This is a genomic window from Paenibacillus thailandensis (assembly GCF_042685365.1).
GTDB classification, from domain to species: domain Bacteria; phylum Bacillota; class Bacilli; order Paenibacillales; family Paenibacillaceae; genus Paenibacillus_AP; species Paenibacillus_AP thailandensis.
In genome coordinates this window covers 55,305-71,427 of the sequence record NZ_JBHUMY010000032.1, presented here as the reverse complement: position 1 = coordinate 71,427, position 16,123 = coordinate 55,305, and the positions used below count along the sequence as shown (strand labels likewise).

At 56.0% G+C, this 16,123-nt stretch carries 16 protein-coding genes; 9 read left to right on the top strand and 7 right to left on the bottom strand.

Annotation, left to right across the window (positions count from 1 at the left end; genetic code table 11):
- The first annotated feature begins 49 nt into the window (after nucleotides 1-49).
- The 6 genes from ACFSW5_RS20985 to ACFSW5_RS20960 all read left to right on the top strand — a co-directional run bounded on the left by ACFSW5_RS20985 (nucleotide 50) and on the right by ACFSW5_RS20960 (nucleotide 7,272).
- Nucleotides 50-1,489, top strand: coding sequence for a PTS mannitol transporter subunit IICB (locus tag ACFSW5_RS20985; protein WP_379277484.1), 1,440 nt, complete (start codon nucleotides 50-52; stop codon nucleotides 1,487-1,489).
- Between the two features lie 86 nt (nucleotides 1,490-1,575).
- Nucleotides 1,576-3,660 (top strand): BglG family transcription antiterminator, encoded by a 2,085-nt coding sequence (locus ACFSW5_RS20980; RefSeq protein WP_379277481.1) that lies wholly within the window; start codon nucleotides 1,576-1,578, stop codon nucleotides 3,658-3,660.
- The gene (locus tag ACFSW5_RS20975) at nucleotides 3,638-4,072 is read left to right on the top strand and encodes a PTS sugar transporter subunit IIA (protein ID WP_379277479.1); all 435 of its coding nucleotides are present in this window, start codon (nucleotides 3,638-3,640) and stop codon (nucleotides 4,070-4,072) included. Before ACFSW5_RS20980 ends, ACFSW5_RS20975 begins: the two co-directional genes overlap by 23 nt.
- A gap of 1 nt (nucleotide 4,073) precedes the next feature.
- Nucleotides 4,074-5,231, top strand: coding sequence for a mannitol-1-phosphate 5-dehydrogenase (locus tag ACFSW5_RS20970; protein WP_379277477.1), 1,158 nt, complete (start codon nucleotides 4,074-4,076; stop codon nucleotides 5,229-5,231).
- 26 nt (nucleotides 5,232-5,257) lie between these two features.
- Nucleotides 5,258-6,982 (top strand): phosphoenolpyruvate--protein phosphotransferase, encoded by a 1,725-nt coding sequence (gene ptsP, locus ACFSW5_RS20965; RefSeq protein ID WP_379277475.1) that lies wholly within the window; start codon nucleotides 5,258-5,260, stop codon nucleotides 6,980-6,982.
- Between the two features lie 26 nt (nucleotides 6,983-7,008).
- Nucleotides 7,009-7,272 carry an HPr family phosphocarrier protein gene (locus ACFSW5_RS20960; RefSeq protein WP_379277472.1) on the top strand — a complete coding sequence of 88 codons (264 nt, stop codon included), beginning with the start codon at nucleotides 7,009-7,011 and terminating at the stop codon, nucleotides 7,270-7,272.
- Nucleotides 7,273-7,456: 184 nt separating this feature from the next.
- Here ACFSW5_RS20960 and ACFSW5_RS20955 read toward each other — a convergent pair whose 3' ends face one another.
- Nucleotides 7,457-8,113 (bottom strand): transcriptional regulator, encoded by a 657-nt coding sequence (locus ACFSW5_RS20955; protein ID WP_379277470.1) that lies wholly within the window; start codon nucleotides 8,111-8,113, stop codon nucleotides 7,457-7,459.
- Nucleotides 8,114-8,651: 538 nt separating this feature from the next.
- Between ACFSW5_RS20955 and ACFSW5_RS20950 the strand changes: the two genes are divergently transcribed.
- Nucleotides 8,652-10,055, top strand: coding sequence for an MATE family efflux transporter (locus ACFSW5_RS20950; protein ID WP_379277468.1), 1,404 nt, complete (start codon nucleotides 8,652-8,654; stop codon nucleotides 10,053-10,055).
- Nucleotides 10,056-10,122: 67 nt separating this feature from the next.
- Here ACFSW5_RS20950 and ACFSW5_RS20945 read toward each other — a convergent pair whose 3' ends face one another.
- The 3 genes from ACFSW5_RS20945 to ACFSW5_RS20935 are packed head-to-tail and all read right to left on the bottom strand — an operon-like array spanning nucleotide 10,123 to nucleotide 11,989.
- On the bottom strand, nucleotides 10,123-10,827 hold the full coding sequence (locus ACFSW5_RS20945) for an ABC transporter ATP-binding protein (RefSeq protein ID WP_379277465.1): 705 nt from the start codon (nucleotides 10,825-10,827) through the stop codon (nucleotides 10,123-10,125).
- A 7-nt stretch (nucleotides 10,828-10,834) separates the two neighbouring features.
- The gene (locus ACFSW5_RS20940; protein ID WP_379277463.1) at nucleotides 10,835-11,221 is read right to left on the bottom strand and encodes a GntR family transcriptional regulator; all 387 of its coding nucleotides are present in this window, start codon (nucleotides 11,219-11,221) and stop codon (nucleotides 10,835-10,837) included.
- Between the two features lie 3 nt (nucleotides 11,222-11,224).
- Complete coding sequence (locus ACFSW5_RS20935) at nucleotides 11,225-11,989, bottom strand: hypothetical protein (RefSeq protein WP_379277461.1); 765 nt, start codon at nucleotides 11,987-11,989, stop codon at nucleotides 11,225-11,227.
- A gap of 190 nt (nucleotides 11,990-12,179) precedes the next feature.
- Here ACFSW5_RS20935 and ACFSW5_RS20930 point away from each other — a divergent pair, with 190 nt between their 5' ends.
- Nucleotides 12,180-12,686 (top strand): tellurite resistance TerB family protein, encoded by a 507-nt coding sequence (locus tag ACFSW5_RS20930; protein ID WP_379277458.1) that lies wholly within the window; start codon nucleotides 12,180-12,182, stop codon nucleotides 12,684-12,686.
- Between the two features lie 84 nt (nucleotides 12,687-12,770).
- On the opposite strand, the gene ACFSW5_RS20925 is transcribed toward ACFSW5_RS20930, so the two are convergent.
- Nucleotides 12,771-13,403, bottom strand: a complete 633-nt coding sequence (locus ACFSW5_RS20925) for a LysE/ArgO family amino acid transporter (RefSeq protein WP_379277455.1) — start codon at nucleotides 13,401-13,403, stop codon at nucleotides 12,771-12,773.
- A gap of 130 nt (nucleotides 13,404-13,533) precedes the next feature.
- Between ACFSW5_RS20925 and pdxR the strand changes: the two genes are divergently transcribed.
- A complete protein-coding gene (gene pdxR, locus ACFSW5_RS20920) occupies nucleotides 13,534-14,976 on the top strand; it encodes a MocR-like pyridoxine biosynthesis transcription factor PdxR (protein ID WP_379277453.1) in 1,443 nt (480 codons plus the stop codon).
- 210 nt (nucleotides 14,977-15,186) lie between these two features.
- Here the strand turns inward: pdxR and ACFSW5_RS20915 are convergent, their stop codons facing one another.
- A complete protein-coding gene (locus ACFSW5_RS20915; RefSeq protein ID WP_379277450.1) occupies nucleotides 15,187-15,615 on the bottom strand; it encodes a hypothetical protein in 429 nt (142 codons plus the stop codon).
- 78 nt (nucleotides 15,616-15,693) lie between these two features.
- Nucleotides 15,694-16,107, bottom strand: coding sequence for a thiol-disulfide oxidoreductase DCC family protein (locus ACFSW5_RS20910; protein WP_379277448.1), 414 nt, complete (start codon nucleotides 16,105-16,107; stop codon nucleotides 15,694-15,696).
- Nucleotides 16,108-16,123 lie beyond the last annotated feature (16 nt).

Sequence of the window (16,123 nt, the reverse complement as noted above, 5' to 3'; positions counted from 1 at the left end):
TGTCGAAGCGTTTTCATTTCGATACAAGATCAACATAGGAGGAACTGACGTGGCAGAAGAACAACAACATTCTTCAATCGGCGGCATTCGCGTGGTCGTCCAGAAATTCGGCCGATTCCTCAGCGGCATGGTCATGCCGAACATCGGCGCGTTTATCGCGTGGGGGATCATTACGGCATTGTTCATCCCGACCGGATGGCTGCCGAACGAATATATGGCCAAATTGGTCGACCCGATCATTAAATATATGCTGCCGTTGCTGATCGGCTATACGGGCGGAACGATGGTTCACAAGCAGCGCGGCGGCGTTATCGGCGCGTTGATGACGATGGGGATTATCGTCGGGACGGATATTCCGATGTTCCTCGGGGCCATGATCTGCGGTCCGCTCGCCGCATGGGTACTGAAGCAGTTCGACCGAATGATCGAGGGAAAAATCAAATCCGGCTTCGAAATGCTGGTCAATAACTTCTCCCTCGGCATTATCGGAGCAATCTTGACCTTGATTTCCTATTCCGGCATCGGTCCGCTCATCGAGCAGCTGACCAAATGGCTGTCGTCCGGCGTAGAATTCCTCGTGAACAACAATCTGATTCCGCTGGCGAACATTTTGATCGAGCCGGCCAAGATTCTGTTCCTGAACAATGCGATCAACCACGGCGTTCTCAGCCCGATCGCGCTGGAGGAAGCGTCCCGAACGGGACAGTCGATTCTGTTCATGCTGGAGTCGAATCCCGGAGCAGGCCTCGGCGTTCTGCTCGCTTACATGCTCGTCGGACGCGGCACCGCCAGACAATCCGCTTCGGGCGCGGCGATCATCCATTTTTTCGGGGGCATTCACGAGATTTACTTCCCGTACATCCTGATGAATCCCCGCCTTATCCTGGCGGCAATCGCCGGCGGCGTAGCCGGGACGTTTACGTTCTCGCTGACGGGCGCGGGCCTTGTAGCTCCTCCGTCGCCAGGCAGCATCTTCGCTTTTGTCGCGATGGCGCCGAAGGGCGGACTGCTTCCGGCGCTGAGCGGGATCGTGGCGGCAACGGTCGTCTCGTTCGCGGTAGCGGCGCTGCTTCTGAAAACGTCGAAGAAAACGGAAGAGGAAGGCGATCTCGAGCAGGCGGCATCGCGGATGAAAGAGATGAAGGCTGCGGGCGGAGCGGCTGCAGCTCAGGCGGCCGTCACCGATGCAGCGGCATCCGCGCACAAGAGCAAAGAGGAAGTGCGCAAGATCGTCTTCTCCTGCGACGCGGGCATGGGCTCCAGCGCAATGGGCGCTTCGGTGCTTCGCAAGAAAATGCAAGCGGCCGGCTTGAACGTAACGGTCACCAATACGGCGATCAGCGATATTCCGGAGGACGCGGATATCGTCGTCACGCACAAATCGCTGACGGACCGGGCGAAGCTGAAAGCGCCGAAAGCTGAGCATATCTCGATTGACAATTTCTTGAAGAGCCCCGAGTATGACGAGCTCGTGAAGCGGCTAACCTAACTCTAATTTTACCTTAAGAACTGCTAACGCTGGCGAACGCTGTCAGCGTTAGCGGCATTCTGTCGTTTGGGAGCAATTCCATGCATATGTCAAGCAGAGCGCGCCAAATTCTGGAGCTGCTGCTTCAGAGCGAGCGCGCACTTACGGCTGCGGAGATTGCGACCGCCATAGGAGTCAGCTCCAGAACGGTACACCGGGAATTGGACGCCGTCTCCGAACTGCTGGAGGCGCAAGAAATCCGACTGATTAAGAAGTCCGGCACCGGCATCAGGCTGGAAGGAACGGACGTAAAGCTCGAGGAGCTGCGCGGCAAAGTGTTCGTCTCGGAGGACATCGAGTTTACGCCCGACGAGCGCCAGCTTTATACGCTTTGCCTTCTGCTTGAAAGCGAGGAGCCGGTCAAATTATTTACGCTGGCGATTAACGTAAAGGTGACGGTTCCGACCGTCGCAGGCGATCTGGATGAGCTTGCGGGATGGGTCCGCAGGTTCGGATTGTCCCTTATTCGCAAAAGAGGCTACGGGGTGGAGCTGTCGGGCCCGGAGGAACGGCTGCGGGAGGCGATCCGGCAGCTGATCAAGCTAAGGCTGGACGATGACCAGCTGACGGTCAGCCGCTTCGAGCAGCCGCTCCACCGGCTGGACCGGAAGCTGTTCGAGATGGCCGGCAAGGCGGAGATGGCGGACGTCGAGACGGCTTTATGGACGTGGGAGGAGCACTGGGCCGGCAGGCTTAGCGAGCAGTCTTACACCGATCTGCTGATCCGGCTGTCGATCGCCGTCAGGCGGATCAAGTCGGGGAAGCGGATCGGCGAAGGGACGGAGCCGGAGGATGCTCCTTCCGCACAATGGGATGCGGCGCTCCGGTTGACGGAGCAATTGTCGGAGCGGACCGGCGTGCCGTTCAATCCGGGCGAAGCGGGCTATATTATGCGGCTTCTAGAGAAGCGGCTGCTGGAGGACGAGGCGATTCTTCCAAGCGACGATCTGGCGCTGGCCGAGGCGGTCCGATCCTTAATCGGGCAAGTGGAGCAAGCGCTCGGCACGGAGCTCGGCGAGGATCGTTCCTTGCGGGACGGGCTGTTCTCCCATCTGAAGATCTCGCTCCAGAGGCTTCGGGACAACCAGCGCATACGGAACCCGCTGCTGGCCCAGATTCGGAAGGATTACGGCTCCTTGTTCCGGGTTGTCCGCGACGCCGCGGATTCCGCTTTTGCCGGGCTTCAAGTGCCGGACGAGGAAATCGGCTTCCTCGTCATGCATTTCGGAGCGTCGCTTGAGCGAATGAAGCAGCAGATTCGGCATGTCCGGGCGATACTCGTCTGCACCAGCGGAATCGGCTCGTCCAAGCTGCTTCAGATCCGGCTGCAAAAGGAGATGCCGCAGGTCGAAATCGTGGACCGCGCTTCCTGGTACGAGGCGTCGAGAATCCCGAAGGACAGCTACGACCTGATCATCTCGACGATCGACCTTCCCATCGACCCGGCGCAATATATTAAGGTCAGTCCGCTTCTAATGCCTGCGGATACGGAACGGCTCCGCTCGTTCATCCGGGACGGCATGCCATCCCGGCGTCAGCGCCTTCGGGCGGATGGGAAAGGCGAGGGGACGAACGAATACAACAAGCTGCTGAGCCTAAAAGTATCCTTAAACGAAATTTTACGCATTGCGGAGCAGTTCAAAGTCGTAAAGCTCCGGGGCGAGGCGGACGGGCTGCCCGCCGTTCTGGGGCAAGCATGCCGGCACGAAGAGGAAGCGGGCGTACTTGACGGCGGCTTCCTCCTCGTGAGGGATCTGCTGATCGAGCGGGAGCGGCACGGCAGCCAGATCATACCGGACACGGACCTCGCTTTGTTTCATACCCGGAGCGAGAACGTCGTTCGCCCCTCCCTGACGCTTTATCGGTTGGAGACGCCGGTCGTTATGGGTACCGACCCGCCGACGCGGCTCTCCCAGTTTCTTCTCATGCTTGCTCCGCGGAAGCTGGGGAAGGAAGCGCTCGAGGTGCTGAGCGAAATCAGCGCGATGCTGCTGGACCCTAAGATGATCGACACCCTCGAGAACGGCGACGAGAAGGCGATACAAAATTTACTGATTCATCATTTGAAAATTTTCTTCAGAACGAAAATGGAAAGCGAGTGGACGACTAATGGCAATTCTATCCAAAGATAAAGTGAAGCTGAACGTAACGGGCAAAAATAAAGAAGAAGTCATTCGCATGGCGGGCGAGCTGCTCGTTGCCGCGGGACATGTCGAGCCGAGCTATGTCGACAGCATGCTCGAGCGCGAAAACTCCCTTTCGACCTACATGGGCGGTGGACTCGCCATTCCGCACGGCACGAATGAAGCGAAACGCTATATCAAGTCGACAGGCCTGTCGATTATCCAGCTGCCGGAAGGCGTCGACTTCGGCGAAGGCAATATCGCCAACGTCGTGATCGGCATCGCCGCAGTCGGCGACGACCATCTGGACATTTTGACGAGCGTGGCGATGGTTTGTTCGGACGACGACAATCTGGAGCGGATTCTGAAGGCTTCGACGCCGGAGGAACTGATCGACATTTTTGAAAGCGAGATGGAATAGGATGAAGGCCGTACATTTTGGAGCGGGCAACATCGGGCGCGGCTTTATCGGGCTGCTCCTCTCGCAGGCCGGCTACGAGGTCGTATTCTCCGACGTGAACCAGACGCTCGTTTCGGCGCTGCGGGAGCGCGGCGAATACGTCGTGACTTTGGCGGATGACGAGAAAAAGCAGCTTCATGTACGGGGCGTGACGGCTATCGACGGAACGGATCCGGATGCCGTCGCCGCCGCCGTAGCGGAGGCCGACCTTGTCACGACGGCGGTCGGCGTCAACATTCTGAAGCATATCGCGCCGGGGATCGCGCGCGGCATCGAGAAGCGCATAGCGGCTTCGGGCGGCAAGCTGCATGTCATCGCCTGCGAGAATACGATCGGAGGCAGCACGCAGCTGAAGGAGCAAGTGTTCTCCCATCTGGATGAGGCGTCAAAGGCGAAAGCGGCCGAGCTCGCAGCCTTTCCCGACGCGGCCGTCGACCGGATCGTGCCGATCCAGCATCACGACGATCCGCTTGCCGTAACGGTCGAGCCTTTCTACGAATGGGTCGTTGACTCTTCCTCCATGTTCCCCGGCTATAAGCCGATCGAAGGGGTTCATTACGTGCACGATCTGATCCCTTATATCGAACGGAAGCTGTTTACGGTCAACACCGGACATTGCGCCGCCGCTTATATCGGACGTCTGAAGGGCTACGAAACGATTCAACAGGCGATGGGCGACGACGAGGTGGCGGGCGAAGTGAGAGGCGTGCTGAGCGAGACGGGGAAGGTTCTCGTAGAGCGGTACGGCTTCGATCGGGCGGAGCATGAACGTTATATCGATAAAATTATCGGACGCTTCCGCAATCCTCACTTAACGGACGAGGTCACGCGCGTAGGCCGTTCGCCGATCCGCAAGCTGTCGCCGAACGACCGTCTCGTGAAGCCGGCTCTGCAGGCTTACGAGCTTGGAATCGAGCCGGACCGGCTGGCGAAGGTAATGGCAGCAGCCTTGCTGTTCGACGTGCCGGAGGATCCGGAAGCCGTTCAGCTGCAGCAGGATATCGCGAGCGGCGGGATCGAAGCTGCGGTCGAGAAATATACGTCGATACCGAGGGAGCATCCCGTGTTCCGCCTCGTGATCGGCCATTACGAGCGGCAGATTGCGGCATCGCGCGCTTAATTAACGGAAAAGGGAGAGGATACATCATGGCAACGCTACATTCCGGTATCGCGGCTTCTCCCGGTATTGCCATCGCCAAGGCATTCCGGTTCGCGGCCGCAGAACATGATACGCCGGCGAATACCAAAGCCGCCGACGCCGAAGCGGAGGCTTCCCGATTCCGGGAAGCCGTCCGGGCGGCGCAAGGCGAGATCGAGCAAATCCGCCAGCTGACGGAGAAGCGGCTCGGCCCGCAGAAGGCGGAAATTTTCGAGTCGCATCTGATGCTGCTGGAGGATCCCGATCTGGTCGACGCGGTGCTGGACAAAATCGCCGGCGAGCAGGCAAACGCCGAATACGCGCTTTATGAAGTGACGGCCGAAGTGGTGGAGATGCTGCGCGAGATGGACAGCGAAATGCTGCGCGAGCGGGCCGCCGACGTGAAGGACGTATCGGGGCGGGTAATGAGCCATCTTCGCGGCAAGCCTTATGCCGGGTTATCCGGCTTGACGGAGGAAGCGATCGTCATCGCGGAGGATTTGACCCCGTCGGATACGGCGCAGCTCGATCTCGGCTACGTGCGCGGCTTCGTGACGGAGATCGGGAGCCGCACCTCGCATTCCGCGATCATGGCGCGCTCGCTGGAGCTGCCTGCCGTCGTCGGGGCGGGCTCCGGGCTCGCGGATGTCGAGACCGGCACGGTCGTCATTCTGGACGCGACGGAAGGAAAGCTGATCGTCGATCCTTCGGAGCGGGAGCTGGAGACCTACCGCGAGAAGAAGGCCGCTTATGAGGAGCGCAAGGCGAAGCTGAAGCTGCTGGCCTCGCTGCCATCCGTGACGGCGGACGGCGAGCGGCTGGAGCTGGCGGCCAATATCGGCAGCGTCGAAGATTTGGCCAAAGTGCTGGAGAACGGCGCCGACGGCATCGGCTTGTTCCGTACCGAATTTTTGTACATGGGACGCAGCTCGATTCCGACGGAGGAAGAGCAGTACCAGATCTACAAGCATGTGCTTGAGAAGCTGGGCGGCAAGCGCGTCGTCATCCGCACGATGGATATCGGCGGCGACAAGGAGCTGCCATACCTGGAATTGCCGAAGGAAAGCAATCCGTTCCTGGGCCTCCGCGCCCTCCGGCTCAGCTTGAAGCGCGAGGACTTGTTCCGCACCCAATTGCGCGCCCTGCTTCGCGCCAGCACGGCCGGCAAGCTCAATATCATGTTCCCGATGATTGCGGTCATGAGCGAGCTTCTCGAAGCGAAGCGCATTCTGGCGGAGGAGCGGGCGAAGCTGGAGGCGGAAGGAATTCCGGTATCCGACTCCATCGAGGTCGGCATCATGATCGAGATTCCGGCCGCCGCGCTGAACGCCGATTATTTGGCGAGAGAAGCGGACTTCTTCAGCATCGGAACGAATGATCTGATCCAATATACGATGGCGGCGGACCGGATGAACGAATCGGTGTCGTACCTGTATCAGCCGTACCATCCTTCCATTCTGCGGCTTGTCCGCATGGTGATTCAAGCGGCGCACAAAGCCGGCAAGTGGGCGGGAATGTGCGGCGAGATGGCCGGCGACCTTACCGCCATCCCGCTGCTGCTCGGCATGGGGCTCGACGAATTCAGCATGAGCGCCGGCTCCGTCCTGCAAGCCCGCGAGCTGGTCGGAGAGCTGTCCAAGCAGCAGTGGGCCGGGCTGGCGGAAGAAGCGTTGGCGCTCGGTACGCAGGAGGAAGTCAAGAAACTTGTGCACGCCGCCTTGAACAAAGATTAACTTTCGAAATAAAAGGAGTTTTGAACATGTTATCCCAGACTTACACGGTTATTCATCCGTCCGGTTTCCACGCACGGCCGACTAAAATATTCGTCCAGGCCGCGACGCAGTTTCCATGCAAGGTCAACCTGATCAAGGGAACGAAAAAGATTAACGGCAAAAGCTCGCTTGGCGTGCTCGCCCTTGGCCTTGCGAAGGGAGACGAGGTAACGCTGGAGGTTGACGGGGAAAGAGAGGAAGAAGCGCTTCAAGAGCTTGGGGCGCTGCTTACGAAGATTTACGAGGAATAAAGCGGCGGTTGTTCAGCCGACGATTCGAACCATGATATAACGGCAGCCCGTTTACGGGCATGCGTCCGCAATCCCCTTCCGGTATCGCCGGAAGGGGATTTTTCATGCGATGCGACGGAGAGGGAAGGGAGGAGGAATAGCCTTTTTGGAACGGCCTTTTCTGGCGAATTGAAAGTAACGGGCATTATGGGGTTCGCAAGCAGTACCTGCGGTAACGTTGATTCCCGCTTGCCACATCCAGAAGCTGAATTTCGGCTAATTTGCGCAGAACACGCCTTGCATGCTGATCCGTAATGCGCAGATGGGCGGCCAGCTCTTTTGGAGCGAAGGGGCGGAGCAGTCGTCTTGCATAGCGGATCGTCTCGGCTTCAAGCCAGGTTAAATGTTTAGGCGCGTCGGATGCGATGAATTTTCCTATAAAAGAGAGGACAAGCTGCTGGCAGCGTTTCGGTTCTTCCGTAATCGCCAAATAGGCAATAGGCAAAAAAATCCAATCATCCAGCGCCAACAGGCAATGCCGCCAGCATAAGTCTTTAAAGCGCCTTACGTCCAAGTCCCGGGCATGCGGTCCGAAACCTTGAATCTCGATGCCGCCTTTGACATGCCCGCCGGGCATGTAAGCCAAATCCAAGTACCGGTAGCCGTTGTTGAAATGTTGCAATTCCCATTCGGGATACAGATGATTAAAGTTTTTGACCGCAGGAAACCAAACTAAACGCAGAAATTGAATGGTGCCGTGGCCAAGCCCTTTATCGAGCAATTCGCGCCTTCTTTGATTTTTCTCTTGCGCAATCATATCTCTCATCCATTGCTCATAAGCCTCGTCGAACCTCGAGTTCATTTCCGATCGCTCCTTTATTCAAAATAGGCTCATAAAAAAAGCCGCTCCGACACGATACCCGGAAAAATCGCGGATCATGTCAAAGCGGCGTGTGCTTCACGGCCGTTTTACCGTTTTATAAGGTTAGTATAACGAGAAATATAGATTTTTCAAATATCATTTACGAGAGTCTGGAGCAATTGGGGGAAAGGCTTCCGGCGGGTTGTTTTGCCGGAGCGCTAACGAACCTAATAGTGCTTATTTTATGGAAAAACATGCTTCTATCGCGCTAAGGAACTCCATTAACGCTATTTGGCTGAAATCCGGCAGGGAATGACGATTTTAGCGGCAATAACGCCGTTGGAGTTCGTTAAAATCTGAAACCGTAAAATTTAGGTTCAATAACGTCAACTGAGTTCGTAACCGCAAAAAGCCGTCCCGGTATTCGCTTAAAAAGATATGCAACCGCATACTTCTCTCTTATAATAGAATCGAATCGGTCAGTTTAATCCGAAGTATCGCGGCACCCGGCTCCACACTACATACAGGAAAAGATGTGATGACGCGCGTGGAAGCGTTCCAGACGAAGACCCGCCAGAAAGCGATAGTTGCATTAAACAAATATTTTTCCGGCAATACGATGGATTACAAGCAAATATTCGCCATAATTGTTCCGATATTCGTAGATTCGGCTTTCATCGTGCTTATGGCGTTCTTGAACACGGCGATGATCAGCTCCTCCGGGGTTGCGGCCGTCAGCGCGGTGAGCATGGTCGATTCGATCAATATGTTCATCGTTAACGTGTTTGTCGCGATCGCGACCGGCGGCACGGTGATCGTGGCCCAATATAAAGGCAGCGGCAACCCGGAGTTGGCTTCGAAGGCCGCGGCGCAGGCGATATCGGCCGTCGCGATCGTATCGGTTGGGATCAGCTTGCTCGTTATCGCGTTCCACTCGGCCACGCTAAGCTTGCTGTTCGGCAGCGCGGAAGCGGATGTGCTTCATAATGCCGAAATCTTTCTGATCGCAAGCTGTATCTCTTATCCGTTTATGGCGATCTATCAGGCGATTGCCGGCGTACTGAGAGGCGTAGCCGAAACGAAGGCCTGCCTCGTTTTGTCGCTTATTTTAAACGTCGCTTACTTCTTGTTTAATCTCGTGTTGATTAAGCTCGCGGACATGGGCGTCGTCGGCTTGTCCGTTTCGTTGATTGCGGCGCGCGTGCTCGGCATGGCGGTATCCATCGTCTATTTGCTGAAATATAACCATACGCTCCGGTTTAAGTTCAAAGAGATGCTGCGGCTTCAGTATTCGCTCCTGAAAAAAATTATGTTCATCGGCCTTCCGTTTGCGGCGGAGCAAATGTTTTTCAACGGAGGCAAGCTGCTTACCCAGACGTTTATCGTTCAGCTTGGGACGATGGCGATTACCGTCAATGCGATCGCGGGATCGCTCTCCATGCTGTTCCAGATCGGCGGAGCGTCGCTTAGTACGGCTATCGTGACGGTGGTCGGGCAATGCATCGGCCGGAACGACATTCAGGACGCGCGGAAATTCATCAAGTCGTTTCTATGGCTGTCGACTGTGTTGTTTATCCTGATTACGGCGATATTGCTGCCGTTGTTCCCGCAGCTCGCCGCGCTGTACGCGCCGCCGGAAGAGATTGTGCCTTCGATCTTTTCGCTGATCGTGCTGCTTTCGATATCCCAGCCGATATTGTGGTCGTTAAGCTTTGTTCTGCCGTCGGCGCTGCGGGCGGCCGGGGACTCGAAGTTTACCTCGGTGGCGTCCTTACTGTCGATGTGGCTGTTCCGCATCGTTCTCGGCTACATTCTCGGCATTACGCTGCAGTGGGGCATTTGGGGCGTATGGCTGGCCATGGTGCTGGAATGGGGCGTACGCGGGATCGTATTCGCGTGGAGATACAAAGGAGACAAGTGGTACCGGCATAAGCTCATATAGCCGCAACGATAAGCGCTTTGGGCGTACGCCAAGGCGGACCTATCGTCGCGGCGCAGAACGGCTTCGTTTAACGGGAGACGGCCGCTTCCATCCATTCCACCAGATTCATGCGATCGGACGAACGGATTTCCTCGACTTCCCGGATCGACCGGAGCCTGCCGTCGTGAATGAGCATGGCCATATCGAGCAGCGGCTCGATTTCGGCGACTTCATGGGTCGACAACACGACGGTTTGGTTATCCATATCGATGAAGGAGATCAAGCTTTTAATAATTGAGCCGCGTACGAGAGGGTCAAGGCCGGACAACGGTTCGTCCATCAGAATAAGCGGCACTTGCCGGGACAAAGCCAGCAGCATTTTGAAGCGGGCCATGTTGCCCTTCGACAAGCCTTTGACGGGCTGATCGCCGTTCAGTTCCAGAAACGACATCATTTCCAGCGCTTTGATTTGGTCAAAATCGCGGTATACGCCGCCGAACAACCGAATCGTCTGCTTCACCGTGTAAAATGGATACAAATAATCGCCGTCCGGCAAAAAAGAGACGAGCTCCGGAATGCGGCCTTTCACGGTCCGGCCGTTCACGGCAACCGACCCGCCGCTCGGGCGGAGCAGCCCGGCCATCAGCTTCAGCGTCGTCGACTTGCCGCTTCCGTTCGTGCCGATCAGGCCGATGATTTTGCCTGCGGGCAATTCGAAGCTGGTTTCGTGCAGCGCCATTTTTCTCCCGTATGTTTTGGATACCCGTTCGAACTTCAGAATCGTTTCGCTCATCGGTGTCTCACTCCTGTTCCGCCTGCGTCTCGGCCGGCTTGAATTGGTTTTGAATGCCTTCGACGATTTCGGCATACGTAAATCCCATTTCCGTCATGTTTTTCACGAATTGCTCGATATACTCCATTTTTAATTGCATGCGCAAGTTTTCCAACTCCCCGGTATTTTCCGTTACGAACGAGCCTTGACCCCGGCGCGCCTCCACGATGTTCATGCGCTCGAGCTCGGCATAAACGCGTTGAACGGTATTGGGATTGACGCCTGAGTGGAGCGCCATTTCCCGCACGGAGGGCAGCTTTTCGCCCGGCTTGATTTCTTTTCGAATGATTTGACGGCATATCTTCGCAACGATCTGCTGATAAATCGGCTGCGAAGCGTTAAATTCGTCTCCCATTGGTTACACCTCGACTTTCCTGTCCATTAACCATCCCGCGAGATAGAAGAATAAGGCCATAATCGGCAGATCCAATATAAATTCGCCCGCTTTTAATTCGAGATACGCCCAGACCGAGTCCCCGGTAAAAGCGCCCCAGTCCGTCAGAGCCGAGTAAGCCGCTGTTTCGGATAGCGCGACATATCCCCAGAATAGAAGGGCGAACACGACAAACATCGCAAGCCAGCTGAACCGGCGCAGCGTTCTTTTGACGGCTTGAACGGAAACCTTGAACAGGATCGTCCATACCCCGAGGTTCAAGCTCGTGTAGATCACGAGAAGAAAAACGCCGATAAAAGACCGCTGCATATATTCGACGTAGACGATCGGATCAAAATCCGCCGCAAACGGCGGCCCCGCGAATCGGTTTATTTCCATCGCGGAAATGCCGTAAAAAAGCGCAAACGCAACGGCGTAGGAAAGAACAAAGCCGATGACCGAGCTAACCAATTTCGCAGCGAGCAGCCTCCAGCCCGAACGGGGAAGCTGGAGCCACATGGCCGGCGTATCTTTCCATTCCCGCGACAAGCTGATCCATAAGAAAACGGGAATATAAAAAAGATGAAGAAACAACGGGAAGGTCATCAAGAAGCTAACGGCGCCGACCGGCTGCCGGTAAGCGAGCCATCCGCCAAGAAGCGAAACGGCGGCCATAATGGCGATGCCGCCAAGCATCCAGCCTCTCATCAGTTTTAAATCTTTCCCGAGAAGCCTCAAATAAACATTCATTCTCCATTCTCCTTTTGTATTTGTGTAGTAGTGTACTAATGAAATAGTACAATAATACACTGAGCGATATCAACGGCGATCGAACGATTTATTTTCCGAGCGGAATTGAAACCGCCCGGCGGGCATGTCCGTAAGTATAAAGAACCTGGCCGGAGGCCGGGAACTTATTTACATACGGGAGGAATTAAGCATGGGTTTGTTTGATATGTTTAAAGGCGATAGAGGAACGGAAGGCATGACGCCGCATTTTGCGTTTGCCGCTTCGCTGCTTTATATGATGCAATCGGACGGCGAAATGGACAATGAAGAGATCGGCCAACTGCTCGCAGTGCTCGGCGGCGAATCGAGAAACGGCGTCATCGGCGTCGGAGCCAACAACCGGGCGCTTCTCGACCGCGCTTTGAAGTATGTACGTTCGAATTCCATCGATTCGTTTTTGCGTGAGGCGGCTCCAACCTTGACCGACGCGCAAAAAATGTGCATTCTCGTCAACCTGGTGGATTCCTCGCTTGCCGACGGCGAGCCGGAGCGCCAGGAACAGGAGCTGTTCGCGAAGTTCATGAACGCTTTCGGCGTATCGGAAGAGCGCTTTAAGCCGTTCTTTGAGGTTATCGTCCTGAAAAACGACCGTTCCGTATTTATCAATCAGAGCCATCCGAAAAACCAGCCGGGTTACGAAGTTAGTCTCGGCCTATAAAAACAAAAAAACGTCACCGCAAAAGCGGTGGCGTTTTTATTGCGTTAGGCCCCGCCGCGGCGGGGCTAGGTTCGCAAGCGGCTGTCAGCCCGCCAGCGACCGGACGAAGCCGTACCCTAAATAAACCGCGCATCCCCATATGACGATGGCGGATACGGACTGCAAAACCGATTGAAGCTTGCCCGACGGATCAAGCTTCCCGGCCGTCATTCCGGCAATCCCGAGCCCCGCGAACCAAAGCCAGGATACGAGGATGCAAGCCATCGCGAATGCGGTCTTCTCCGAACCTTCGTAATGGAGCGAGCTCGTGCCGATGACCCCGGCCGTGTCCAGAATGGCGTGCGGGTTAAGCAGCGAGACGGAAACGGCAAAGGCGACTTGTTTCCTTGTTCCAAGCGATTTCGGCTGCGCGGCTTCCCCGTTATCGGAAGTCGGCTTGCTTCTCCATGCCGCGAACCCCATATACGTCAAAAAACAGACGCCGGCCCCGTAAAGCGCCGTTTGGATCCAGGCATGCTCCAAAACGACGACCGATATCCCTAAAACCGAAAGCGATACGAGCAGCGTATCGCATACCGACGCGGCGACGATAACCGGAGCGGCCTTCGCGAAACGGCCGTGCGCCGCGCCTTGATTAAACACGAATGCGTTTTGCGCGCCTAGCGGAAGGATAAGTCCCAGCGCCAAGACGAACCCGTGCAGAATAGCTTCCCACATAACGTGCCTCCGACTTTTTTTCCCATTGTATACAAGAAGGCATCTTTCGTCTTCATCCAATTGGTTGGCAAGCGACCCAACCAATTTGGTATACTGGCAACAGCAAACTAAGCGACGGGAAGGTTAAAGGATGACGTACGAATGGAGGCCGGACAAACGTTCGAATATCCCTTTGCATCGGCAAATTTACGAATGGATGAAGGGGAGGATCGCGGCCGGCGAATGGCCGGTCGGCATGAAAATTCCGGTACAGCGGGAGCTCGCCGCCAAGCTTGGCGTTAACCGCAGCACGGTCGTCTACGCGTTAGGCGAGCTTGCAGCCGAAGGGTGGATCGAATCAAGAGTCGGCCAAGGCACGTTCGTGGCCAACAATACGTGGAGCCTGCTTGCCTCCGCTCCGCCTCCCGACTGGAACCGATACGCCGAATCCGGGGCTTACCGGCCCAACCTTGCGACGATTCAGCAAATCAACAAAGCCGAAGCGAATCCGGCCGTCGTCCGGCTCGGCACGGGCGAGCTGTCGCCGGATTTGCTTCCTTCCGAACAAATGAAAGAAGCGTTCAGCGGCTTCATGGCGGAGCGGCTGACTTTGGGTTACCCGGAGCCGAAAGGCCTCCTTTATTTAAGGGAAAGCGTGAGCGCCTACTTGCGGACGAAAGGGATCGAAGCTTCTCCCGCCTCGATCTTGATTGTCTCCGGCGCGCTCCAAGGGCTGCAGCTCATCTCTCTCGGGCTGCTCGAACGCGGTTCCGCCCTGCTGACCGAAAACCCGACTTACTTAAATTCCTTGCACGTCTTTCAATCGGCGGGCATCCGTTTCGCCGGCCTTCCGATGGACGGCGAAGGCGTCGTCGCCGAATCGATAAGCGGGTTGAAACGCCGGCATAACGCGGCGATTCTGTATACGAATCCGTCTTTCCATAATCCGACCGGCGTCTTAATGTCGGAAAGACGGAGGGAGGAACTGCTGCGGGCATGCGCGCTGGAGAGGCTGCCGGTCGTCGAAGACGACGCCTACGGGGAGCTGTGGCTTGACGAGCCGCCGCCCAAGCCGCTGAAGGCGCGGGACGAGCAAGGTCTCGTCCTTTATATGGGGACGGTATCCAAGACGCTTGGCCCGGGGCTTCGCATCGGATGGATCGCAGGACCGGAGCCGGCAATCGAGCGGCTGGCCGACATTAAGATGCAGACCGACTACGGCTCCAGCTCGCTGTCGCAGCATGCCGTCGCGGAATGGCTGTCCGGCGGGCGGTATGAGGTTCATCTGTCCCGCGTTCGCGACGAGCTGAAGCGCAGGAGGGACTTCACGCTCGCGATACTGGAGCGTCATTTCCGGGACATCGCGGACTGGAATAAGCCGCGCGGGGGATTTTATGTTTGGCTACGCTTGACGAAGCCGGTTTCCGTGCAGCGCTTGTTCGCCCAAGCGCTCGCCGAAGGGCTTCTTCTGAACCCGGGATATGTATACGACCGCAGCGACGGATGCCACTTGCGCCTCTCTTACGCCTATGCTTCTTTCGATCAGCTGGAGCGGGGGCTTAAGCGGCTTAGCCATCTCATTCGGAGCGGCTAAGTCTGTTGCGTACTTTTCACGGATCTCGACACGGCAGCGGCAACCGCTCGATACGCGGTAGATGCGCCAAGAAGGTCGAATACCGGCAGATGTCGTATCGGTACCGGTATTTGGCTTATTTTCTTTTTCTATGGATTCTCATTTCCTTCACAACATAATAAACAGTCGTTACACAGAAAAAAACGATCAGCATCTGAATGACAAAAGGGGTCATTGCCGAACCTCCTTCCTTGCAAGAAGGGGGAGGAGCTTTCTTCGATCCAGCCATAACAAGACGAGGCACATTACGGTCAGGACGGTGCTTAAATCCTGCACCCCGATATTGAAGCAATAATTTACCATCATCACATTGACCGCTATAGGGAAATAAATCATCGCTCCTACCGTGCTGGTTCTGGGAATCAAGATAAGCAAACCGGCGGCAACCTCCCCCAAACCGATAAAAATCTCGTACCAGGAAGAAAATCCGAAGAAGGTCCAAGCCAGCGTAAAGCCCTCTCCTCTGAGGGCGCTGATTTCCGCCGTTGGTACGCCGAATTGGCCAAAAGCAAGCTTCGCGGCCCCGTAAATCAAAAAATTGGCCGCCAGAAACAATCGAAACGTCGCAGGTATAGATTGGGCAAATACTCGTTTGAACAAGCTTTCATTCTCCTTTTTTTATATTTCCCGCCGAAACAGTTTCTTCCTTAAGACTTGGGCTGAGAAGATCGTTTCTGCTTAATCCACGCTTAAAAATCTTTTTCTTGTTTCCTCGGCCGGTATCATGCAGGCTTCCTGCTTTCCGAACCAGCGGTATCGGTTTCTCGCAAAATAGCGGTACAGACAATCGCGAATCGGTTTCGGAATAACCAGCAGTATGGCGGCGATTTTCCAGATCCCGCTCATTCGCCCGGCAATGCGCAAAACGGCCGTAGATTCCGTAAAGCAACTCCCGTTTTCAATTAAAACGATGGAATCAGCTTGTTCCCGTATGCGATGACGGGCCAACAATTGTTTGCCCGCGCTCGATTGCAGCGAAGCGAAACGGAATCGTCCTTTGCGATCGCGCCGAATGATAAACTGCACGCTGCCGTTGCAAAAGTTGCAAACGCCATCGAAGAGTATGACAAAATGTCGCTGATCGTCTGTCATGGTCGGCATCCCCTCC